17 protein-coding genes are annotated in these 22,232 nt (G+C 70.0%); 15 read left to right on the top strand and 2 right to left on the bottom strand.

All coding sequences use genetic code 11. The annotated features are described in order from the left end of the window. Positions 1-11: 11 nt before the first annotated feature. From AC1MEQ_RS01450 to AC1MEQ_RS01400, 11 genes are all read left to right on the top strand, one after another. The gene (locus tag AC1MEQ_RS01450; RefSeq protein WP_479793317.1) at positions 12-1,346 is read left to right on the top strand and encodes a dihydroorotase; all 1,335 of its coding nucleotides are present in this window, start codon (positions 12-14) and stop codon (positions 1,344-1,346) included. Then, complete coding sequence (locus AC1MEQ_RS01445; RefSeq protein ID WP_479793315.1) at positions 1,343-1,888, top strand: PH-like domain-containing protein; 546 nt, start codon at positions 1,343-1,345, stop codon at positions 1,886-1,888. Before AC1MEQ_RS01450 ends, AC1MEQ_RS01445 begins: the two co-directional genes overlap by 4 nt. Further along, positions 1,885-3,072: a glutamine-hydrolyzing carbamoyl-phosphate synthase small subunit gene (carA, locus tag AC1MEQ_RS01440; RefSeq protein ID WP_479793313.1), complete on the top strand. Its 1,188-nt coding sequence runs from the start codon at positions 1,885-1,887 to the stop codon at positions 3,070-3,072. The genes AC1MEQ_RS01445 and carA overlap by 4 nt, the downstream gene beginning before the upstream one ends. After that, positions 3,072-6,371: a carbamoyl-phosphate synthase large subunit gene (carB, locus tag AC1MEQ_RS01435; RefSeq protein ID WP_479793311.1), complete on the top strand. Its 3,300-nt coding sequence runs from the start codon at positions 3,072-3,074 to the stop codon at positions 6,369-6,371. Before carA ends, carB begins: the two co-directional genes overlap by 1 nt. 3 nt (positions 6,372-6,374) lie before the next feature. Further along, positions 6,375-7,229 carry an orotidine-5'-phosphate decarboxylase gene (gene pyrF, locus AC1MEQ_RS01430; RefSeq protein ID WP_479793309.1) on the top strand — a complete coding sequence of 285 codons (855 nt, stop codon included), beginning with the start codon at positions 6,375-6,377 and terminating at the stop codon, positions 7,227-7,229. A gap of 120 nt (positions 7,230-7,349) precedes the next feature. Next, a complete protein-coding gene (gene mihF, locus AC1MEQ_RS01425; RefSeq protein ID WP_479793307.1) occupies positions 7,350-7,685 on the top strand; it encodes an integration host factor, actinobacterial type in 336 nt (111 codons plus the stop codon). Between the two features lie 11 nt (positions 7,686-7,696). After that, positions 7,697-8,275, top strand: coding sequence for a guanylate kinase (gmk, locus tag AC1MEQ_RS01420; protein ID WP_479793305.1), 579 nt, complete (start codon positions 7,697-7,699; stop codon positions 8,273-8,275). Between the two features lie 48 nt (positions 8,276-8,323). Beyond that, positions 8,324-8,590, top strand: a complete 267-nt coding sequence (gene rpoZ, locus AC1MEQ_RS01415; RefSeq protein WP_479793303.1) for a DNA-directed RNA polymerase subunit omega — start codon at positions 8,324-8,326, stop codon at positions 8,588-8,590. A gap of 10 nt (positions 8,591-8,600) precedes the next feature. After that, positions 8,601-9,851: a bifunctional phosphopantothenoylcysteine decarboxylase/phosphopantothenate--cysteine ligase CoaBC gene (gene coaBC / locus AC1MEQ_RS01410; protein ID WP_479793301.1), complete on the top strand. Its 1,251-nt coding sequence runs from the start codon at positions 8,601-8,603 to the stop codon at positions 9,849-9,851. Positions 9,852-9,860: 9 nt separating this feature from the next. After that, positions 9,861-11,066 carry a methionine adenosyltransferase gene (metK, locus tag AC1MEQ_RS01405; RefSeq protein WP_479793299.1) on the top strand — a complete coding sequence of 402 codons (1,206 nt, stop codon included), beginning with the start codon at positions 9,861-9,863 and terminating at the stop codon, positions 11,064-11,066. A 10-nt stretch (positions 11,067-11,076) separates the two neighbouring features. Next, positions 11,077-13,158, top strand: a complete 2,082-nt coding sequence (locus AC1MEQ_RS01400; RefSeq protein ID WP_479793297.1) for a primosomal protein N' — start codon at positions 11,077-11,079, stop codon at positions 13,156-13,158. Positions 13,159-13,178: 20 nt separating this feature from the next. On the opposite strand, the gene AC1MEQ_RS01395 is transcribed toward AC1MEQ_RS01400, so the two are convergent. Together AC1MEQ_RS01395 and AC1MEQ_RS01390 are read right to left on the bottom strand one after the other, a co-directional pair. After that, positions 13,179-14,054, bottom strand: a complete 876-nt coding sequence (locus AC1MEQ_RS01395) for an alpha/beta fold hydrolase (RefSeq protein WP_479793295.1) — start codon at positions 14,052-14,054, stop codon at positions 13,179-13,181. A 62-nt stretch (positions 14,055-14,116) separates the two neighbouring features. After that, on the bottom strand, positions 14,117-15,139 hold the full coding sequence (locus tag AC1MEQ_RS01390) for a sugar-binding transcriptional regulator (RefSeq protein ID WP_479793293.1): 1,023 nt from the start codon (positions 15,137-15,139) through the stop codon (positions 14,117-14,119). Positions 15,140-15,264: 125 nt separating this feature from the next. Between AC1MEQ_RS01390 and AC1MEQ_RS01385 the strand changes: the two genes are divergently transcribed. The 4 genes from AC1MEQ_RS01385 (at position 15,265) to leuS (ending at position 22,224) form a co-directional block, all read left to right on the top strand. Next, complete coding sequence (locus AC1MEQ_RS01385; protein ID WP_479793291.1) at positions 15,265-16,968, top strand: glycerol-3-phosphate dehydrogenase/oxidase; 1,704 nt, start codon at positions 15,265-15,267, stop codon at positions 16,966-16,968. Positions 16,969-17,103: 135 nt separating this feature from the next. After that, positions 17,104-17,832: an MIP/aquaporin family protein gene (locus AC1MEQ_RS01380; RefSeq protein ID WP_479793289.1), complete on the top strand. Its 729-nt coding sequence runs from the start codon at positions 17,104-17,106 to the stop codon at positions 17,830-17,832. Between the two features lie 136 nt (positions 17,833-17,968). Continuing rightward, positions 17,969-19,483, top strand: coding sequence for a glycerol kinase GlpK (gene glpK, locus AC1MEQ_RS01375; protein WP_479793287.1), 1,515 nt, complete (start codon positions 17,969-17,971; stop codon positions 19,481-19,483). A gap of 161 nt (positions 19,484-19,644) precedes the next feature. Next, positions 19,645-22,224, top strand: a complete 2,580-nt coding sequence (gene leuS, locus AC1MEQ_RS01370) for a leucine--tRNA ligase (protein ID WP_479793285.1) — start codon at positions 19,645-19,647, stop codon at positions 22,222-22,224. Positions 22,225-22,232 lie beyond the last annotated feature (8 nt).

Below are 22,232 nucleotides of genomic sequence, written 5' to 3'. Positions count from 1 at the left end.
TCGAGAACCACATGAGCACCATCACCTACCTGATCCGCGGTGCCGCCCTCGCCGGCGGTGCCGCCACCGACCTGCTGCTCGACGGCGGGACCATCGTCGCCACCGGGGCGGAGGCCTCCACCCACCCGGCTGCCGCCGACGCCGCGGTCATCGACGCGACCGGGCTCATCGCCCTGCCCGGCATGGTCGACCTGCACACCCACCTGCGCGAACCCGGCCGCGAGGACGCCGAGACCGTCGAGACCGGGACCCGGGCCGCGGCCCGCGGCGGCTTCACCGCGGTGCACGCCATGGCCAACTCCACGCCGGTCGCCGACACCGCCGGCGTCGTCGAACAGGTCCACAACCTGGGCCAGCGCAGCGGCTGGGTCGACGTCCGCCCCGTCGGCGCCGTCACCATCGGCCTGGCCGGGGAACGCCTGGCCGAACTCGGGGCCATGGCCGACTCCCGGGCCCGCGTGCGGGTCTTCTCCGACGACGGCATGTGCGTCTGGGACCCGGTGCTGATGCGCCGCGCCCTGGAATACGTGAAGGCGTTCGACGGGGTCATCGCCCAGCACGCCCAGGAACCCCGGCTGACCGAGGGTGCCCAGATGAACGAGGGCGAGGTCTCCGCAGTCCTGGGACTGGCCGGCTGGCCGGCCGTCGCCGAGGAATCGATCATCGCCCGCGACGTGCTGCTGGCCCAGCACGTCGGATCCCGCCTGCATGTCTGCCATGTCTCCACCGCCGGTTCGGTGGAGATCATCCGCTGGGCCAAGTCGCTCGGCATCAACGTGACCGCCGAGGTCACCCCGCACCACCTGCTGCTCACCGACGAGCTGGTGCGCAGCTACGACCCGGTCTACAAGGTCAACCCGCCGCTGCGCCGCGAGGCCGACGTCCTGGCGCTGCGCGCGGGGCTGGCCGACGGCACCATCGACGTCATCGGCACCGACCATGCGCCGCACCCCTCCGAGGCCAAGGACTGCGAATGGGCGCAGGCGGCCATGGGGATGACCGGACTGGAGACAGCACTCTCGGTCGTCCAGCACACCATGGTCGAAACGGGGCTGATCGGCTGGGACGACGTCGCCCGGATCACCTCCACCACCCCGGCCGTCATCGGTCGCCTGGGGGACCAAGGGCGCCCGCTGGCCACCGGGGAACCGGCGAACCTCATCCTCGTGGACCCGGCCACCCGCTGGACGGTCAAGCCCGAGGAGATGGCCACGAAGGGGCGCAATTCCCCCTTCGCCGGGATGGAACTGCCCGGCAGCGTCCGGGCCACGTTCTTCCACGGCCACCCCACCGTGCTCGACGGCGCCCTGAACACCCCCCGCGCCTACACCGGGGCCGCCGCGTGAACGAATACACCCCCTACATCATCGGGATCGTCGTCGTCGCCGCCGTGGCCATCGCGCTGATGCGCGTGGGCTGGCGGCACCGCCAGGGCCGCCAGGCCGACGTCGCGGCACCCGCCGCCGTCCCCGACGAGCTGTCCGCACCGGTGGCCGAGGCCGCCGGGCAATACGTCTCCACGACGACGGCGGGGGACTGGCTGGACCGCATCAGCGTCCATGGCCTGGGCCTGAAATCCAACGCCACCCTGAGCGTCCACCCTGAGGGCGCGCTGTTCACCCGCAGCGGCGCACCCGATGTCTTCCTCCCGGCGGCCGACCTCGAATCGGTCCGCCGCGAGGCGGGCATGGCCGGCAAGTTCGTCGAGGCCGGCGGGCTGCTCGTCCTGGGGTGGCGCCTGGGCGGACACCACCTCGACACCGGCTTCCGGCCCCGACGGGCCCAGGACATGGCCGCCCTCGTGGCCGCCACCGAAGCACTGATCCCCGGTTCCGGCGCCACCGGAGCCGCCCCCGACCACACAGCACCGAAGAAGGACAACGAATGAGCGCGATGACGACCACCGAACCCGCAGTACTGGTCCTGGAGGACGGGCGCACGTTCCGCGGCCGCGCCTACGGGGCCGGCGGCACGACGCTGGGCGAGGCAGTGTTCGCCACCGGGATGACCGGTTACCAGGAGACCATCACCGACCCGTCCTACGCCCGGCAGCTGGTCGTGCAGACCGCGCCGCACATCGGCAACACCGGGGTGAACGAGGCGGACAACGAATCCCGCCGCATCTGGGTCGCCGGCTACATCGTCCGCGATGCCGCCCGGCGCCCGTCGAACTGGCGTTCCGAGGGCACGCTGGACGACGAGCTCACCCGCCAGGGCGTCGTCGGCATCCAGGGTGTGGACACCCGCGCCATCACCCGCCACCTGCGTGAGCGCGGGGCCATGAAAGCCGGCATCTTCTCCGGCGACGCCGCCCGCGCCACCGACGCCGAACTGCTCGCCCAAGTCACCGGCCAGGCACCCATGGCCGGGGCCCGGCTCGCCGAGGAGGTCAGTGTCGATGCCGCCTACACCGTCGAGCCGGCCGACCACGGCTGGACCGGCGAACCGCGCTTCAGCGTCGCCGCCATCGACCTGGGCCTGAAGGGCATGACCCCGGTGCGGTTCGCCGAGCGCGGCGTCCGCGTCCACGTACTGCCCGCGGCCTCGACGTTCGAGCAGATCACCGCCACCGGCGCCGACGGCGTCTTCCTCTCCAACGGCCCCGGAGACCCCGCCACCGCGGACAACCAGATCGCGACGCTGCGCCAGGTACTCGACGCCCGGATCCCGTTTTTCGGGATCTGCTTCGGCAACCAGATCCTCGGCCGCGCCCTGGGCTTCGGCACCTACAAGCTGCCCTACGGCCACCGGGGCATCAACCAGCCCGTCATGGACCTGGGCACCGGCAAGGTGGAGATCACCAGCCAGAACCACGGCTTCGCCGTGGACGCCCCGCGCGACGGTGCCCATGAGGCCCCGGAGGCCCGTTTCGGCCGGGTGGAGGTCTCCCATATCTCGCTGAACGACAACGTGGTGGAGGGCCTGCGCTGCCTGGACCTGCCCGCCTTCTCCGTCCAGTACCACCCCGAGGCCGCGGCCGGACCCCACGATTCCGCCTACCTCTTTGACCGCTTCATCGACCTGATGGCCGCCCACGGCGCCACCACCACGACCTCCCAGGAAGGGAACTAATGCCCAAGCGCGAAGACCTCAAGTCAGTCCTGGTCATCGGGTCGGGCCCGATCGTCATCGGCCAGGCCGCCGAATTCGACTACTCCGGTACCCAGGCGTTGCGTGTGCTGCGCGAGGAGGGCCTGCGGGTCATCCTGGTGAACTCCAACCCGGCCACCATCATGACCGATCCGGAGTTCGCCGATGCGACCTACATCGAACCGATCACCCCCGAGGTCGTCGAGAAGATCATCGCCAAGGAACGCCCCGACGCCATCCTGCCCACCCTGGGCGGGCAGACGGCCCTGAACACGGCGATCGCCCTGGACAAGTCAGGTGCCCTGCAGCGCTACAACGTCGAGCTCATCGGCGCCAACATCGAGGCCATCGAACTCGGCGAGAACCGCGAGAAGTTCAAGGGCGTCGTCGAGCGCTGTGGTGCCGAGTCCGCGAAGTCGATCATCGTGCATTCCATGGACGAGGCCTTCGCCGCCGTCGAGGAGCTGGACTATCCCGTCGTCGTGCGCCCCTCCTTCACCATGGGCGGGCTGGGCTCCGGGATGGCCTACAACGCCGAGGACCTGCGCCGCATCGCCGGCGCCGGCATCCAGTACTCGCCGACCTCCGAGGTGCTGCTGGAGGAGTCCATCCTGGGGTGGAAGGAATACGAGCTGGAGATGATGCGCGACAAGAACGACAACGTCGTCGTCGTGTGCTCGATCGAGAACTTCGACCCGGTCGGCGTGCACACCGGCGACTCGATCACCGTCGCCCCGGCGATGACGCTGACCGACCGCGAGTACCAGAACCTGCGCGACATCTCCATTGCCGTCATCCGCGAAGTGGGCGTGGACACCGGCGGCTGCAACATCCAGTTCGCCATCGAACCGGACACCGGCCGCGTCGTGGTCATCGAGATGAACCCGCGCGTCTCGCGCTCCTCCGCACTGGCGTCGAAGGCCACCGGCTTCGCCATCGCCAAGATCGCCACCAAGCTCTCGCTGGGCTACACGCTCGATGAGATCCCGAACGACATCACCCGCAAGACCCCGGCGAGCTTCGAGCCGACCCTGGACTACGTCGTCGTGAAGGTCCCGCGCTTCGCCTTCGAGAAGTTCCCGGCGGCCGATCCGACGCTGACCACCACGATGAAATCCGTCGGGGAGGCCATGGCCATCGGGCGCAACTTCACCGAGGCGCTGCAGAAGGCGCTGCGCTCGCTCGAGCAGCGCGACGCCCAGCTGACGTTCACCGCACCGGACCCGGTCGAGGTCCAGGGGCTGCTCGACCGCAGCCGCGTCGGCTCCACGGGCCGCTTGGCCATGGTCCAGCAGGCGCTGCTGGGCGGGGCCTCCATCGAGGAGACCTACGCCGCGACCGGGATCGACCCCTGGTACCTGGACCAGCTGGTGCTCATCAACGAGACCGCCGGACAGATCCGCGATGCCGGGTCCCTGTCCGAGGACGTCCTGCGCCTGGCCAAGCGCCACGGCTTCTCCGACGAGCAGATCGGCGCCTTGACCCACACCCCGGAACCGGTCGTGCGCGGGGTCCGCCATGCCCTCGGGGTCCGCCCGGTCTACAAGACGGTCGACACCTGCGCCGCCGAATTCGCCGCCTACACCCCGTACCACTACTCCTCCTACGACGAGGAGACCGAGGTCGGCACGCACGAGAAGCCCTCGGTGATCATCCTGGGCTCGGGCCCCAACCGCATCGGGCAGGGCATCGAGTTCGACTACTCCTGCGTGCACGCCACGATGGCGCTGCGCGAGGCCGGCTACGAGACCGTCATGGTCAACTGCAACCCGGAGACCGTCTCCACCGACTACGACATCTCCACCCGCCTGTACTTCGAGCCGCTCACGCTCGAGGACGTGCTGGAGGTCATCCACGCGGAACAGGAAACCGGGGGAGTGCTCGGCGTCTTCGTCCAGCTCGGCGGCCAGACCCCGCTGAAGCTCGCGCAGGAGCTCGCCGACGCCGGCGTCCCGATCCTGGGCACCTCGCCGGAGGCCATCGACCTGGCCGAACACCGCGGCGCCTTCTCCCGCGTGCTGGAGGAGGGCGGGCTGATCTCCCCGAAGAACGGCACGGCCGTCTCGTTCGAGGACGCCAAGAAGATCGCCGACGAGATCGGCTACCCCGTCCTGGTCCGCCCCTCGTACGTGCTGGGTGGCCGCGGCATGGAGATCGTCTATGACGAGCCCAACCTGGAGCGCTACATCCTCAACGCCACCGAGATCACCGAGGACCACCCGGTGCTGGTGGACCGCTTCCTCGAGGACGCCATCGAGATCGACGTCGACGCGCTCTACGACGGCACCGACATCTACGTCGGCGGCATCATGGAGCACATCGAGGAGGCCGGCATCCACTCGGGCGACTCCGCCTGCGTGCTGCCCCCGATCACCCTGGGCACCGACGTGCAGGCCAGGGTCGCCGAGGCCACCCTGGCGATCGCGAAGGGCGTGGGCGTGCGCGGACTGATCAACATCCAGTTTGCCCTGGCTTCCGACGTCCTGTACGTCATCGAGGCCAACCCGCGCGCCTCGCGGACGGTCCCGTTCGTCTCCAAGGCCACCGGCGTCCAGCTGGCCAAGGGGGCTGCGCTGATCGGCACCGGCGTGTCCATCCAGGAACTGCGCGACGTGCACCACCTGCTGCCCGCCACCGGCGACGGGTCGCAGCTGCCGGCCGACTGCCCGGTCTCGGTGAAGGAGGCCGTGCTGCCCTTCGCCCGGTTCCGCACCCCCGAGGGCCGGGTCGTGGACTCGCTGCTTGGCCCGGAAATGCGCTCCACCGGTGAGGTGATGGGCATCGACAAGTACTTCGACACCGCCTTCGCCAAGAGCCAGGCCGCGTCCGGCTCGCCGCTGCCCACCGGCGGCCGGGTCTTCGTCTCGGTCGCCAACCGCGACAAGCGCGCGATCGTGCTGCCGGTCAAGCACCTGGCCGACCTGGGCTTCGAGATCGTCTCCACCGGCGGCACCGCCGAGGTCCTGCGCCGCAACGGCATCACCGCCACCGTGGTCCGCAAGGTCCGCGAGGGCGCCGAGGAGGGCGACCCCACGATCACCGACCTGATCACCGAGGGCAAGATCGACATGATCCTGAACACCCCCTCCGGCGGCGATGCCCGCGGCGACGGCTACGAGATCCGCGCCGCGGCCACCTCGGTCGGCACCCCGGTGATCACCACCGTCGCCGAATTCGGGGCGGCCATCCAGGCGATCCAGGCGATGCGCGAATTCGAATGGTCGGTCACCAGCCTCCAGGAGCACGCCGAACGCCTCAACGCCTCCCGCGCGGGGGCCTGAGGCATGGCTCCAGTGCACGACGGCGGCACCAGGGACCCGTTCGGCGCCCGCCTGGCGCGGGCGATCCGGGAGCGGGGCCCGCTGTGCGTGGGCATCGACCCGCACCCGGGCCTGCTCGCCGACTGGTCGCTGCCGGACAGCGCCGCCGGTGTGGAGCGCTTCGCGCTGACGGTGGTGGAGGCGATGGCCGGGACCGTGGCGATGGTCAAACCGCAGGTCGCCCTGTTCGAACGCCACGGATCCGCGGGCATCGCGGCACTGGAGCGCACGCTGGCCGCCTGCGCCGACGCGTCGCTGCTGTCCCTGGCCGACGCCAAGCGCGGGGACATCGGCTCCACCATGGCCGCCTACGCCGACGCCTGGCTGGCCGACGGATCCCCGTTGGCCGCCGACGCGGTGACCCTGAGCCCCTACCTGGGCTTCGGGTCGCTGCGCCCGGCGCTGGACCTGGCGGCACGGACCGGACGGGGGGTGTTCGTCCTCGGGCTGACCTCCAACCCGGAGGGTGCCAGCGTCCAGCACGTCGGGGGAGCGGCTTCGGTGGCCCGGTCGATCGTGGAGGCCACTGCCCTCGAGAACGACGGCGCCACCCCCTTCGGGTCCACCGGCCTGGTCATCGGCGCCACCGTCGGGCCGGCACTGCGTGAGCTGGACATCGACCTCGGGGCCAGCCATGCCCCGATCCTCGCCCCCGGGCTCGGAGCGCAGGGGGCGACGGGAGCGGACCTGCGGGCCGTGTTCGGGCCCGTCTGGGACCAGCTGGTGCCCACCTCCAGCCGCGACATCCTCCGCCACGGACCCACGCCGCGGTCCCTGCGGGACGCCACGGCACGGGTGCAGGAGGACCTGCGTTCCTGAAGCCGGCGGGCACCGGGCCATTGCGCCCGGTGCCCGGGTTCGCTAGGTTCGGATCACGTCGTCGAAGATGGCGTGTGGTGCCTAGTCACGACCGATTCCTAGCCGGCAGGGGATTACGCTATGGTTTTGAAGTCATTATCGGAGGAGGACCGCGCCAAGGCGCGGGCCAAGGCCCTGGTCTCGCGGACCCGTCGGGCCGAAGTGAAGAACGACTTCGGCCGCGGCAAACTCGGGATCGCGGACCTGCTCGAACTGGCCCGGACCGACGAGGCAGTGGGACGCTTGCGCGTCGCGGACCTGCTCGAGTCGGTGCCTGGGGTCGGAACGGTCAGGGCCGCGGCACTGATGGAACGCATCGGCATCTCGGCCAACCGCCGGCTGCGTGGCCTGGGTCGCAAGCAGCAGGCCGCCCTGCTGGCCCACTTCGCCGACACGCCGCCGCACGCAAAAAAGTAACAAAGGACACCATGCCGGCTTCCAGCCACCCGACAGTCACCGTTCTCGCCGGCCCCACCGCCGTGGGCAAGGGCACCGTCTCGACCTACATCCGCGACCACTACCCGGAGGTCTGGCTGTCCGTCTCGGCCACGACCCGCGACCCGCGGCCCGGCGAACAGGACGGCGTGCACTACTTCTTCGTCGGCCCCGAGGCCTTCCAGGAACTCGTCGCCTCCGGGGACATGCTCGAATGGGCGGTCGTCCACGGCAGGAACAGCTACGGCACCATCCGCACCAAGGTCCAGGAGGCCGTCGACGCCGGGCGCAGCGTGCTGCTGGAGATCGACCTGCAAGGGGCACGCCAGGTCAAGGAGTCGATGCCGGAGGCGAAATTCGTCTTCCTGGCGCCTCCGAGCTGGGACGAACTGGTCCGCCGGCTCATCGGGCGCGGCACCGAAACGGCAGAGGAACAACAAAGACGTCTCGATACCGCTAAACTGGAACTTGCTGCCGAACGGGAATTCGACGTCACCATCGTGAATGACGACATCCAGCGTGCAGCCGACGAGCTGGTTTCCCAGATGGGGCTGACGCCGCACCAGCGGTAGGCAGTACCCGCCGGCACCGACGAACACCACACAGAATTTGGAGGATTCGTGTCCACGAACCTTGAAGGCATCATCAACCCGCCGATCGACGAGCTGCTGACCACCACCGATTCGAAGTACGCGCTGGTCATCAACTCGGCCAAGCGCGCCCGCCAGATCAACGCGTACTACTCGCAGCTGCACGAGGGCCTGTTCGAGTACGTGGGCCCGTTGGTCGACACCCAGCTGAACGAGAAGCCGCTCTCCATCGCCCTGCGCGAAATCAACGAGGGGCTCCTGCAGGTCAACCCGATCCCCGCCGAAGCCGCCGAGTAGCACCGACGCCGTGACGGCCCAGCAGCGCATCGTCCTTGGAGTAGGCGGCGGCATCGCCGCCTACAAGGTCGCGGCGCTGCTGCGGTTGTTTAAAGAGTCCGGCCGGCACGTCGACGTGGTGCCCACCGAGGCGTCCCTGCAGTTCGTCGGCCGGGCCACCTGGGAGGCCCTCTCGGGACGCCCGGTGCATACCGGCGTGTTCGAGGCCGTCGAGGACGTCAACCATGTCCGTCTCGGCCAGGAGGCGGACCTGGTCGTCATCGCCCCGGCGACCGCCGACCTGCTGGCCCGCCTGGCCGCGGGGATGGCCAACGACCTGCTCACGAACACGGTACTGGCCAGCCGCGCCCCGGTCATGGTCGCCCCGGCGATGCACACCGAGATGTGGGACAACCCCGCCACCATCGCCAACATCGCCACGCTGCGTTCGCGCGGCATCACCGTCATCGACCCGGACGTCGGACGGCTGACCGGCAAGGATTCCGGCCCCGGCCGCCTGCCGGAGGCCCAGGACCTCTACGACGCCGCGCAACGCCTGCTGGACGTGGCCGACCACGCCACCGGCATACGCCCCGACCTGCCCCTGACGGGGCGCACCGTCGTCGTCTCGGCCGGGGGCACCCGCGAGCCGCTGGACCCGGTCCGCTTCCTAGGCAACCGCTCCTCCGGCAAGCAGGGCACCGCCATCGCCCGCGCCGCCCTCGCCGCCGGGGCCACGGTGAAGCTGGTTGCCGCCCATTTGGAGACCGAGGTCCCCGCCGGCGTCGAACTGGCCACCGCCTCCACGGCATTGCAGCTGCGCGACGCGGTGGCCGGGGCCTGTGAGGGGGCAGACGCCGTCGTCATGGCGGCCGCCGTCGCCGACTTCCGCCCGTCCGACTATGCAGGTTCCAAGATCAAGAAGAAGGGCGACGACGGCGCCCCCACGCTGACGCTCGTGCGCAACCCCGACATCCTCGCCGGACTGGTGGCCCAGCGGCGCGGGGACCCCGCCTCCGGACCGACGGTGATCATCGGATTCGCCGCGGAAACAGGGGACGACGAGGGCTCGGTGATGGACCATGCCCGCGCCAAGCTCGCCCGCAAGGGCTGCGACCTGCTGGTCGTCAACGAGGTCGGTGCCACGCTGGGCTTCGGCACCGAGGACAACACGGTGACCATCCTCTCCGCCACCGGCGCCCCGGAAATCCACGTCGCAGGAACCAAGGACGAGGTCGCGCGGGCCGTTGTCACGGCGCTGGCCGACGCCCTGAACCGGTAGAGTGGGCGGGTGACTTCCCAGAACCCCGCCCTGCGTCTGTTCACCTCCGAATCGGTGACGGAGGGCCATCCCGACAAGATCTGCGACCAGATCAGCGACGCCATCCTCGACGCCATGCTCACCCAGGACCCGAACTCGCGGGTGGCGGTGGAAACCCTGACCACCACCGGGCTCGTGCACGTGGCCGGTGAGGTCACCACGGCCGGCTATGTCGAGATCCCGCACCTGGTCCGCCAGACCATCCTGGACATCGGCTATGACTCCTCGGCCAACGGCTTCGACGGCGCCCGGTGCGGCGTCTCCGTCTCCATCGGCCAGCAGTCGCAGGAGATCGCCGACGGCGTGTTCAACTCCTGGGAGATGCGCGAGGGCACCGGCCTGGATCCGCGCGACGCCCAGGGCGCCGGCGACCAGGGCATCATGTTCGGCTACGCCTCCGACGAGACGCCCGTGCTGATGCCCACCCCCATCTGGTTGGCCCAGCGCCTGTCCGAGAAGCTCACACAGGTCCGCAAGGACGGCTCGCAGCCGCTGCTGCGCCCCGACGGCAAGACCCAGGTCACCATCGGCTACGACGGCGACATCCCCGTCTCGGTCGAGACAATCGTCGTCTCCGCCCAGCACGCCCGCGAACTGGACCTGGATCGGCTGCGCGGCGACCTGCTCGAACTGGTCGTCAAGCCCGTGCTGGCCGACACCGACCTGGACATCTCCAACACCCGCATCATCCTGAACCCCTCGGGCCCCTTCATCATCGGCGGCCCCGTCGGCGACGCCGGGCTGACCGGACGCAAGATCATCGTCGACACCTACGGCGGCTTCGCCCGCCACGGCGGCGGCGCCTTCTCCGGCAAGGACCCCTCGAAGGTCGACCGTTCCGCGGCCTACGCCATGCGCTGGATCGCCAAGAACGTCGTCGCCGCAGGCCTGGCCCGGCGGGCCGAGATCCAGGTGGCCTACGCGATCGGCGTCGCCCGCCCGGTCGGGCTCTACGTCGAGACGTTCGGCACCGAGACCGTGGACCCGGCCCGGATCGCCGACGCCATCCACGAGGTCTTCGACCTGCGCCCGCTGGGCATCATCGAGGACCTGGACCTCAAGCGCCCGATCTACCAGCGCACCGCGGCCCACGGCCACTTCGGCCGCGAGGAGCCCGGGTTCACCTGGGAGCAGACCACCCGCGTCGACGCGTTGCGCAGCTACTTCAACCTCTAGGAGGGCCCCGGTGGACCGGTCCGTGGACGAGCCCGGGCAGCCCACGCTGCTGCAGGGCTTCGACCTCCGCGGGCCGCTGCCCGGCGGCATCACCGCCGCCGCGACGTTGCCGGTGGCCCGGGTGCTGCTCGAAACCCAGGTGCCCCACCTGGACCGGCTCTACGACTACCTGGTGCCGACCGAGCTCGACGCCGCTGCGGTCCCGGGCGTGAGGATCCGGGCACGTTTCGGCGGGCAGGAACTCTCCGGCTACCTCGTCGAACGGCTCGCCGGGACCGATCCGGGGGTGAAGCTGCAGCCGCTGGGCAAGGTCGTCTCGCCCGAGATCGTGCTGCGCCCCGAGGTGCTGGCCCTGTGCCAGGCCGTCGCCGCACGCTACGCGGGCACCGTTCCCGACGTCATCCGCTCCGCCATCCCCCCGCGCATGGCCCGGGTCGAAACCGAGGCCGGGCCGCCCGCCGCGGCCAGCCGGGCCCCCAGGTCCGACTTCCCGCCGGAATCCGGCAGCCCTGGTGGCCGAAACCCGGACTCCTCCGCCGGGGCCCCGCCCTCGTGCCTTCCCGCATACGACGGCGGCGCCGCCTTCCTGCGGGACCTCGCCTCCGGCGGATCCCCGCGTGCGGTGCTCACCGTCATCCCGAACCAGCCCGGGGGGTGGCCGGCCCTGCTCACCGAGGCGGTGCGCGCCTGCCGCGATTCCGGACGCGGGGCGCTGGTGGTCGTGCCCGATGCCCGGGACCTGGACCGTGCCGCCGCCGCCCTGGCCGATGCGCTGGGGGAGGCGGACGTCGCCCGGCTCAGCGCCGAGGACGGCGCGACCCCGCGCTACCGTGCCTTCCTGAAGGTGGCCCGGGGGCAGGCCCTGGTTGCCGTCGGCACCCGCTCTGCGGCCTACGCCCCGGTCCACGACCTGGGCCTGGTGGTGCTGTGGGAGGACCAGGACTCCAGCCATGCCGAGCCGCGGGCGCCGTACCAGCACGCCCGCGAGGTCCTGCTGCTGCGGGCCCAGCACAGCGGTTGCGCCCTCCTCATTGCCTCCAGCTCCCGCAGTGCCGAGGCCCAGCGGCTGGTGCTCACCGGCTGGGCGCCGGAACTGGCCGCCCCCCGCGCGGTCTTGCGCACCCAGGCTCCCCGCGTGACCGCCAGCTCCGACTCCTTCGAGCAGGAGCGGGACCCGGTCCTGCACGCCGCCCGGCTGCCGCGCATCGCCTGGTCCACCGCCTCCCGCGCGCTGGAGCACGGACCGGTCCTGGTCCAGGTCGCCCGCACGGGCTTCCTTCCGGCGGTTCGCTGCGAACGCTGCCGGGAACCGGCGCGCTGCACGGAGTGCGCCGGGCCGTTGGCGCTCGAGCGCGCGAACGCCGTGCCGGGGTGCCGCTGGTGCGGGCGGAAGGCGCCGGGCTGGACCTGCCAGACCTGCGGCGGGCACCGGTTGCGGGCCGCGGCGATCGGGGCGGACCGCACCGCCGAGGAGCTGGGCCGTGCCTTCCCGAAGGTCCCGGTCATCAGCGCCACCGGCGAGCACCCGCGACGCAACGTGCCGTCGTCCCCGTCGCTGGTGGTCGCCACCCCGGGTGCCGAGCCGGTCGCCGAGGGCGGCTATGCCGCAGTGCTGCTGCTGGACGGGGACCGCATGCTGGCCCGGGACGAGCTGCGCACCGGTGAGGAGGTGCTCCACCGATGGCTCTCGGCGGCGGCCCTGGCCAAGCCGTCCCGCGAGGGCGGGATCGTGGTCGTCGCTGCCGCCGATTCGGATCCGGTCAAGGCCCTGGTGCGCTGGGACGCCGCGGGCTTCGCCGAACGAGAGCTGGGCCTGCGCCGTGAGCTCGGTTTGCCGCCGGCGGTGCGGACCGCTGCCCTGTCCGGGCCGGCGACCGCGGCGGACGCGTTCGCCGGCGCCCTGGAGCTCGCTGAGGGGGTCCGGTTGACCGGCCCCGTGATCGAGGAGGACGGGGTGCACCGCTGGCTGCTGTTCTTCCCCTACGGCCAGGGCGGCGCGGTCACCGCGGAGCTGCGCCGGGTCAAGGCGCGGTCCTCGGCCAACCGCGACCCGGTGGTCAACGTCCGGGTGGACGCGCAGGGAGTCCTCTAGGCGATTTGTCGGCTAGTCGACTAGTCGCGAAGAAATGTTTCGATGAACCGCGCGGCTTCCGCTGGGCGCTCGTAGTGGATGAGATGGCCCACGCCGGCAATCACCTCAACCCGGGCGTGCGGAAACTCCGCCGCCAGCGCATACTGCCCGGGGACCGAGCCAAGGTCGTCGAGTTCGCCGACCACCAGCAGCGTGGGCACCGGGATCGCCGGCGCGGCATCGCGCACCGTATCGCGGATCGAGGAGGCGAAGGCCTGCTGCAGGCTGCTCCGGTTGGCGAAGCGGCTGAAGTAGCGCCGATGCTGGTCCACCACGTAGGCCTGCGTGGCCGGGTCGCCGGAGGTGCCCATCATGGCGGACATGACGTCCACCACCAACCGGTTGCGCAGCACGGCCAGCCCCAGCCGTTCCGGGAGCATCCGCCCGGCGGCGTAGTAGCCGGCGGCCAGGCGGGAGAACAGCGCCTGGCTGCCCTCGAGCGCGGGCTCGCAGATCGGGTTGACCAACACCAGGCGGGCGAAGGCCCCCGGATAGGCCGCGGCATGCAGGGACGCGACAATGGAGCCGAAGGAGTGGCCGAGCAGCGTCGTGGACGGCGGCAGGCCCAGATCGGTGCGCAGCACCTCGATGACGCCGGCGTAGGCCGCGGCGTCGTGCCCGGAACCGGTGAAGGCGGTGGAGTCCCCGAAGCCCGGGAGATCGGGGACGACGACGGTGTACCCGGGCAGGTGCCGCACCAACAGGTCGAGCCCGTGGTGGTCGCCGCGGAAACCATGGACGGCCAGGACGATCCCGCGTGACGGTCCGGCCGCGGGGTAGGTCCGCACCCGGATCTCGGATCCGAGGTGGTGGTGGATGGTGGTCCATGGCGTGCGGCGGGCGGGGGTTTCGCTCATGCCCCCGAGCCTATCGGGCCGGGGGTCCCGACGGGGGACCGCGTCCACCATGCGGCGGCGGTTCAGCGCAGCAGCCGCCAGGCCGTGCCCTCGTCGACGACCAGGTCGGTCATCAGCCGGCCCTCCAGGGCACCGCGCAGGGCGGCGAGCTTGCCGCGCCCGGCGACGACCGCCAGGCGCTGGGGGATCCGGCGCAATTCCGCGAGGCGCGGCCCGGTGGCCCGGTCGTTCATCGCGATGTCCTCGTCGCTGCCGTCGCTTCGGTAGAACACGGTGGCCACGTCGCCGACGACGCCCTGTTCGCGCAGGGCCCGGGCCTCGGCGGTGCTGACGTAGCCGCCGCGGTAGATCTGGCTGGGCACCGCCGAGTCGATGGACCCCAGCCCGAAGACCGCCAGCCGGATGTCGCGGTGGGTGTCCAGCACCCGGATCACGGAACGCTCCTTCCACATCGCGGCGCGCGTTTCGGCCCGGTCGAAGAACGCGGGGACCGGGAACTGCTCCACCCGGGCGGTGAAGGCGGTGCCGAAGCGGAAGAGGATGTCGCTGGCATAGGAGATGCCGGTGGTCTGCGGGTTGGCCGCCCCGTTGAGCTGGACGAACACGGTGTCATGCGTGGGCTTGTGCACCAGGTGCTTGCTCAGCGCGCTCAGCGTCGACCCCCAGGCCAGGCCCACCGTCATGCCCGAGGAGATCAGCGGCTGCACGACGTGGGCCGCGTGGGCGGCGACGCGCTCGAGGACCTCGGCCTCGCTGAGCGAGCCGTCCGTGGGCACCACCTGGGCCCGCACCCCGTACCGGTCCTCGAGGTCCCGGACCAGCGAGGTGGCCCGACCCCGCGGCGGGTTCAGCTCGATCTTGACCAGCCCGGTGCGCTTGGCCAGCGAGAGCAGGCGCGACACCGTGGAACGGGAGACGCCCAGGTCATGGGCGATGGCCTCCATCGTCAGGTCCTGGACGTAGTAGAGCTGGGCGGCACGCAGCGCATCGCGCTCCCGACGGTCGCCGTTCGTGTGGCGTGCGCCATGCACGATCGGTTCACGCTGCCGGGCTGCCGACTCGGTGAGATGGCCGTCACGACCCATGGATTCCCTGCCTTTTGCACATATGTGCAGCTCGATTGACGGTTACGTGCTGTGCTCACCAGACTACTTGGCGGTAGCCCGATACGGGATTCCCAGCACCACCTCGCAGCAAAGGACCGATCAGCGTGTCATCCACCCCAGCAGCCCGTCCGTCAGTTTCCGCCCTCCGCGACCGCCCGCAGGCCCAGGTCCTCATCGTCGGCGGCGGGATCAACGGCGTCGCGACGTTCCGCTACCTGGCCCTGCAGGGCATCGACGTCGCCCTGGTCGAACGCGGGGACTACTGCCAGGGCGCCTCGGGTGCCTCCTCGCACATGATCCACGGCGGCATCCGCTACCTGGAGAACGGAGAATTCCGCCTGGTCCGCGAGTCCGTCCGCGAACGCAACACGCTGCTGGCCATCGCCCCGCACTACGTCAAGCCGCTGCGCACCACCATCCCGGTCTTCTCCACGTTCTCCGGGATCCTCAGCGCCCCGGCCCGCTTCCTCACCCACCGCAACTCCAAGCCACAGGAACGCGGCGCACTGCTCATCAAGGCCGGGCTGATGATGTACGACGCGTTCGCCGGCTCCGGCCGCCTCACCGAACGCCACCGCTTCCACGGCCGACGCCGCGCCCTGGCCGACCTGCCGGCACTGCGCCCCGACGTGAAGTACGCGGCCACCTACTTCGACGCCTCGGTGCACAACCCGGAACGGCTGACCCTGGACGTGCTCCACGACGGCCTGGCAGCCAACCCGGAATCGCGCGCCTCCAACTACCTCTCACTGGTCTCCGAGCACGACGGCGTGGCCCGGATGCGCGATGAGCTCACCGGGGAGGAATTCGACTTCACGGCACCGGTCATCGTCAACGCCACCGGCGCCTGGGTCGACCAGACCAACGACGCCCTGGGCCAGGGCAGCCGGTTCATGGGCGGGACCAAGGGATCGCACATCGTGTTGGACAGCCCGGAACTGCTCGCCGCCTGCGGCGGGCGGGAGATCTTCTTCGAGCACAGCGACGGACGCATCGTGCTGATCTACCCGATGGGGGACCGGGTCCTGGTCGGCACCACCGACATCGAGGCGGACATCACGCAGCCGGCACGCTGCACCCCCGAGGAGGTCGACTACTTTTTCGAGCTCATCAACCACGTCTTCCCCGACATCGCCGTCTCCCGGGACGAGATCGTCTACCGGTTCTCCGGCGTCCGCCCCCTGCCCCGTCACGACGACACCCAGCCGGGCTTCGTCTCGCGGGACTACCGGATCGAACGGCGAACCGGCGCCCGGGGCACCACGCTGCTCAGCCTCGTCGGCGGCAAGTGGACCACATTCCGCGCACTGGCCGAGCATCTCGGAGCCGAGGTCCTGGACGCACTCGGGCGTTCCACCGGCCCGGACACCCGGGCGCTGGCGATCGGCGGTGGGGTCGGCTACCCGCGCAATGCCGTCGAACGCGAACAGTGGATCTCCGCGAGGACTCACCGCGCCCCGCGCGAACGCGTCTCCGTCCTGCTCGAACGATACGGGACCCGCGCCGACGAGGTCCTCGCAGCCACCGGGGCCGACGACACGCTGCTGCGCCACTGCGCCGAACTCAGCGTCGACGAGCTGCGGCACATGGCCCGGAACGAGCAGGTCGGCCGGCTGGTCGACGTCTTCATCCGCCGCACCTCGCTGGCCTTCCGCGGGCTGGTCACCGGTGGGCTCATCGACGAGTGCGCCGACGTGCTGGCACCCGTGCTGGGCTGGGATGCCGGGCGGACCGAATCCGAACGCGCCGATGCCCGCCGCGTGCTGTCCGAGGAGCACGGCGTGGATTTCACCCCGGCGGCCGCCTGACCGCCACTTCGCCGGGCGGTGCACCGAAGCACGGCCCGGCCCACGATTTCCGCACCGGCAACCGCCGGGTAGCCGGGATGCAGCGGGGGCATCACACGATGCCCTGACCACTTCCATACAACGTAGGAGTCAACGATGTCTCTGCAAGTCTTCAGCGCCGAAATGCTCGGCACCATGATGCTGTTGTTGCTCGGTGGGGGAGTCGTGGCCAACGTCTCCCTGGCCGGCTCAAAGGGCCTGGGCGGGGGGACCCTGATGGTGAACTTCGGCTGGGGCCTGGGTGTCTTCGCCGGCGTCTTCGTCGCCGCCGCCTCCGGCGCCCACCTGAACCCGGCGGTGACCATCGGGCTGCTGGTGAACCCCGATGTCGCAGAATACGCGCCGGGGGTGGACAAGACCTTCATCACCACGATGCTCTACTTCGCCGCCCAGCTCATCGGCGCCTTCCTGGGTGCCGTGTTGTGCTGGGCCTCCTACCGGCAGCACTTCGACGCGGAACCGGATCCCGCGACCAAGCTCGGCGTCTTCTCCACCGGCCCCGCCATCAAGGGCAAGGCCTGGAACCTGGTGACCGAGATCATCGCCACCTTCGTCCTGGTCTTCGTGATCTCCGGCCTGGGCAAGACCCCGCACCAGCTCGGCCCCCTGGCCGTCGGCCTGCTCGTCGTCGCCATCGGCGCCTCCCTCGGCGGTCCCACCGGATACGCCATCAACCCCACACGTGACCTCGGCCCACGCATCGCCCACGCCATCCTGCCGATCAAGGGCAAGGGCGGCAGCGACTGGGGCTACGCCTGGGTCCCCGTCGTCGGCCCGTTGATCGGCGGTGCCGTCGGCGGCATCGCCGGCGCCGGGCTCTTCTAGACCAGACAGACCCCGCCAGTGGGTGCGCCCCGTACCCCGGCGGCCAGGGCGCATGACCTCGACCCGCAGCCAACAACCGTGTGGTGCGCGTCATGGCAACAGCCATCCCCATACCGGTACCTCGAAGGGAAAACCCATGAACCAGTTCATCATCGCCATCGACCAGGGCACCACGAGTTCGCGTGCCATCATCTTCGACCACGACGGCGCCATCGTCTCCGTCGGGCAAAAGGAACACGAGCAGATCTTCCCGAAGGCGGGATGGGTCGAGCACGACGCCACGGAAATCTGGACCAATGTCCGTGAAGTCGTCGGCAGCGCCCTGTCCAAGGCCAACCTGACCCGCCACGACATCGCCGCTGTCGGCATCACCAACCAGCGAGAGACGACGGTGATCTGGGACAAGAACACCGGCAAGCCCGTCTACAACGCCATTGTCTGGCAGGACACCCGCACCCAGAACATCGTCGACGAGCTCTCAGCCGACGGCGGCGGGGACCGATACAAGGACCGGGTCGGCCTGCCCCTGGCCCCGTACTTCTCCGGCACCAAGGTCAAGTGGATCCTCGACAACGTCGACGGGGTGCGCGAGCGGGCCGAGGCGGGCGACCTGCTCTTTGGCAACACCGACACGTGGGTGACCTGGAACCTCACCGGCGGAACCGACGGCGGCATCCACATCACCGATGTCACCAACGCCTCCCGCACGCTGTTCATGGACCTGGAAAAGCTCACGTGGGATGAGGACATCCTCGCCGACTTCGGCGTCCCGGCCTCGATGATGCCCGAGATCAAATCCTCCTCCGAGGTCTACGGCACCGTCCACACCAACCAGCTGCTGCGCGAGGTCCCCGTGGCGGGCATCCTCGGCGACCAGCAGGCCGCCACCTTCGGCCAGGCGGCGTTCTCTGCCGGCGAGGCCAAGAACACCTACGGGACAGGCTGCTTCCTGATCTTCAACACCGGCGAGGAGATCGTGAAGTCCACCAACGGGCTGTTGACGACGGTCGCCTACCGGATCGGTGACGAGAAGCCCGTCTACGCGCTGGAGGGTTCCATCGCCGTCGCCGGTTCCCTGGTGCAGTGGCTGCGGGACAACATCGGCATGATCTCATCGGCCGCCGAGGTGGAGGAGCTGGCCGCGAAGGCCGACGACAACGGCGGTGTCTACATCGTCCCCGCCTTCTCCGGCCTCTTTGCCCCTTACTGGCGCCCCGACGCCCGCGGTGCCATCGTCGGTCTCACCCGCTTCGCCAACCGGTCCCACATTGCCCGCGCCGCCATGGAGGCCACTGCCTTCCAGACGCGCGAGGTCCTCGACGCAGTGAACGCCGATGCCGAGGTCCCGCTGACCGAACTGCGCGTCGACGGCGGGATGGTGGCGAATGAGAGCCTCATGCAGTTCCAGGCCGACATGCTGGGTGTACCGGTGGTCCGCCCGGAGATCACGGAGACCACCGCGCTGGGCGCGGCCTACGCGGCCGGTCTGGCCGTCGGCTTCTGGAAGGACCGCGACGAACTGCGCTCCAAGTGGGCCGAGGACACCCGGTGGGAACCGGCCATGGATCAGGATGAACGCGAGCGTCAGATGCGGTTGTGGAAAAAGGCAGTGACCAAGACGTTCGACTGGGTCGACGAGGACGTGCTGTAACGGCGCCTCGACCATCCGGCGGGACCCCGACACCCCTGCGGTGCCGGGGTCCTGCCGTGCTGTAGACTGGCCCCATGTCAGCAGTCCTACGTCTTTCCTAGCCGGGATCACCTTCCCGGCTGCCCCTTGCATGCCAAGGGGCTTTTTCGTGTTCGGCTTCCATGACCTTCCCGAAGGCAGCGGCGGCCGGGACTGGACGACCCACATATTCTGCACTACCAGAAGGCGAACACAACGTGAGCACAGAGGCACCCGGAACCGCGGACACCGGCACCAGCTACAGCTTCAGGGAGCTTGAAGCCCGGTGGGAGCCCGTGTGGGAGGAACTGGGGGTCTTCACCCCGAAGGACGACGGTTCGGCCGAGCGCCGCTACGTCCTGGACATGTTCCCGTACCCCTCGGGTGACCTGCACATGGGCCATGCCGAGGCCTTCGCCATGGGCGATGTGGTCGCCAGGTACTGGCGCCAGCTCGGATACGACGTGCTGCATCCGATCGGCTGGGACTCCTTCGGGCTGCCCGCCGAAAATGCTGCCATCAAGCGCAATGCGCACCCGGCGGAGTGGACGTACGCCAACATCGACACGCAGGCCGCCTCGTTCAAGCGTTACGCCATCAGTGCCGACTGGTCCCGCCGACTCCACACCTCCGACGCGGACTACTACCGCTGGACCCAATGGCTCTTCAAGCGCTTTTACGAAAAGGGCCTGGCCTACCGCAAGGACCACCCGGTGAACTGGTGTCCGAAGGACCAGACCGTGTTGGCCAACGAGCAGGTGGTGAACGGAGCCTGCGAGCGGTGCGGGACGGCCGTGACCAAGAAGTCGCTGAACCAGTGGTACTTCAAGATCACCGACTACGCCGACCGGCTTCTCGATGACATGGATGCGCTGAAGGGGCACTGGCCCGAACGGGTGCTGGCCATGCAGCGCAACTGGATCGGGCGCTCCGAGGGTGCCCACGTCGACTTCGCCATCGAAGCCCTGCAGACCTCCGAGGACGAGCGCAAGGTCACCGTTTTCACGACCCGCCCCGACACACTCCATGGCGCCACGTTCTTCGTGGTGGCCGCCGACGCCGCCCTCGCCGACGAGATCGTCGCACCCGAGCACCGAGATGCGCTGGCTGCCTACCAGGAAGAGGTGAAGGCCCTTTCGGAGATCGAACGACAGTCCACCGAACGCACCAAGACCGGTGTCTTCCTGGGCCGCCATGCGATCAACCCGCTCACCGGAGCCCGGCTGCCGGTCTGGGCCGCCGACTACGTGCTCGCCGACTACGGCACCGGCGCCATCATGGCCGTTCCCGCACACGACCAGCGCGACCTCGACTTCGCCCGCACCTTCGACCTGCCCATCCGCGTGGTCCTCAACACCGGAGAAGACGACCCGGCCGTCAGCGGCGTGGCGACGTCGGGGGAGGGCACCCTGGTCAATTCGGGTGAGCTCGATGGGCTGGACAAGGCCCAGGCCATCGCCCGCGCGGTGGAGATCGTCGAAGCCGCCGGAACCGGCCGCCATACGGTCAACTACCGGCTGCGCGACTGGCTGCTGTCCCGCCAGCGCTTCTGGGGCACCCCGATTCCGATCATCCACTGCCCGGATTGCGGTGAGGTCCCGGTCCCCGATGACCAGCTGCCCGTCCGTCTGCCGGACAACCTGCGTGGCGAGGACCTGGCCCCCAAGGGCACTTCACCACTCGCTGCGGCTGCGGACTGGGTCAATGTCTCCTGCCCCTCCTGTGGCGGAGCCGCCCTGCGCGACACCGACACCATGGACACGTTCGTGGACTCGTCCTGGTACTTCCTGCGCTTCGTCTCACCGGACTACACCGAAGGACCCTTCGACCCCGAAGCGGCACGGAACTGGATGCCCGTCGGGCAGTATGTCGGCGGCGTTGAGCATGCGATCCTGCACCTGCTCTACGCCCGTTTCTTCACCAAGGTCATCCACGACCTCGGGCTGCTCGAGGCGACCGAGCCGTTCTCGGCCCTCCTGAACCAGGGCCAGGTCCTCAACGGCGGCAAGGCCATGAGCAAGTCGCTGGGGAACGGCGTGGATCTGGGCGAGCAGCTGGACCGTTTCGGCGTCGATGCCGTACGCCTGACCATGATCTTCGCCTCCCCGCCGGAAGACGACGTCGACTGGGCGGATGTCTCACCCGCTGCCGCCGGCAAGTTCCTCGCCCGGGCCTGGCGCATGGCCCAGGATGTGACCAGTTCCGCCGGCACCGCCCCGGAGACCGGTGACCGGGCGCTGCGCGTGGTCACCCACCGCTCCGTGGCCGAGGCCGCCGACCTGCTGGATGCGGGCAAGTTCAACGTCGTCGTCGCCAAGCTGATGGAAATGGTCAATGCCACCCGCAAGGCCATCGACACCGGGGTCGGTCCGGCCGACCCCGCCGTCCGCGAGGCCGCCGAAGCCGTTGCCGTGATCCTGAGCCTCTTCGCGCCGTACACGGCCGAGGGCATGTGGGAGCAGCTCGGCCACGAGCCCTCCGTGGCCAACGCCGGATGGCCCGTCGTCGATCCCGACCTGCTGATCCAGGACACGGTCGTGGCGGTCGTCCAAGTCAAGGGCAAGGTCCGTGACCGGCTGACGGTTCCCGCGGATATCAGCGAAGAAGACCTGCGCGAACTCGCGCTGGCCTCGGAGCCGGTGCAGCGGGCCCTGGACGGCCGCGAACTGCGCACCGTCGTCGTCCGTGCACCGAAGCTCGTGAATCTCGTTCCGGCCTCCTAGGGTAGGGA

This window comes from Arthrobacter sp. ASL1, from assembly GCF_056680475.1.
The sequence above is the reverse complement of the archived record's forward strand: the minus strand, read 5'-3'. Positions and strand labels throughout refer to the sequence as shown.

Bases quoted from the DNA above. Each gene is read 5' to 3' on its own strand.
- leuS (WP_479793285.1), top strand. From the start codon at position 19,645: ATGACCTTCCCGAAGGCAGCGGCGGCCGGGACTGGACGACCCACATAT.
- carB (WP_479793311.1), top strand. From the start codon at position 3,072: ATGCCCAAGCGCGAAGACCTCAAGTCAGTCCTGGTCATCGGGTCGGGC.
- AC1MEQ_RS01390 (WP_479793293.1), bottom strand. From the start codon at position 15,139: ATGGGTCGTGACGGCCATCTCACCGAGTCGGCAGCCCGGCAGCGTGAA.
- AC1MEQ_RS01380 (WP_479793289.1), top strand. From the start codon at position 17,104: ATGTCTCTGCAAGTCTTCAGCGCCGAAATGCTCGGCACCATGATGCTG.
- carA (WP_479793313.1), top strand. From the start codon at position 1,885: ATGAGCGCGATGACGACCACCGAACCCGCAGTACTGGTCCTGGAGGAC.
- glpK (WP_479793287.1), top strand. From the start codon at position 17,969: ATGAACCAGTTCATCATCGCCATCGACCAGGGCACCACGAGTTCGCGT.
- mihF (WP_479793307.1), top strand. From the start codon at position 7,350: ATGGTTTTGAAGTCATTATCGGAGGAGGACCGCGCCAAGGCGCGGGCC.
- gmk (WP_479793305.1), top strand. From the start codon at position 7,697: ATGCCGGCTTCCAGCCACCCGACAGTCACCGTTCTCGCCGGCCCCACC.
- AC1MEQ_RS01395 (WP_479793295.1), bottom strand. From the start codon at position 14,054: ATGAGCGAAACCCCCGCCCGCCGCACGCCATGGACCACCATCCACCAC.
- AC1MEQ_RS01450 (WP_479793317.1), top strand. From the start codon at position 12: ATGAGCACCATCACCTACCTGATCCGCGGTGCCGCCCTCGCCGGCGGT.
- pyrF (WP_479793309.1), top strand. From the start codon at position 6,375: ATGGCTCCAGTGCACGACGGCGGCACCAGGGACCCGTTCGGCGCCCGC.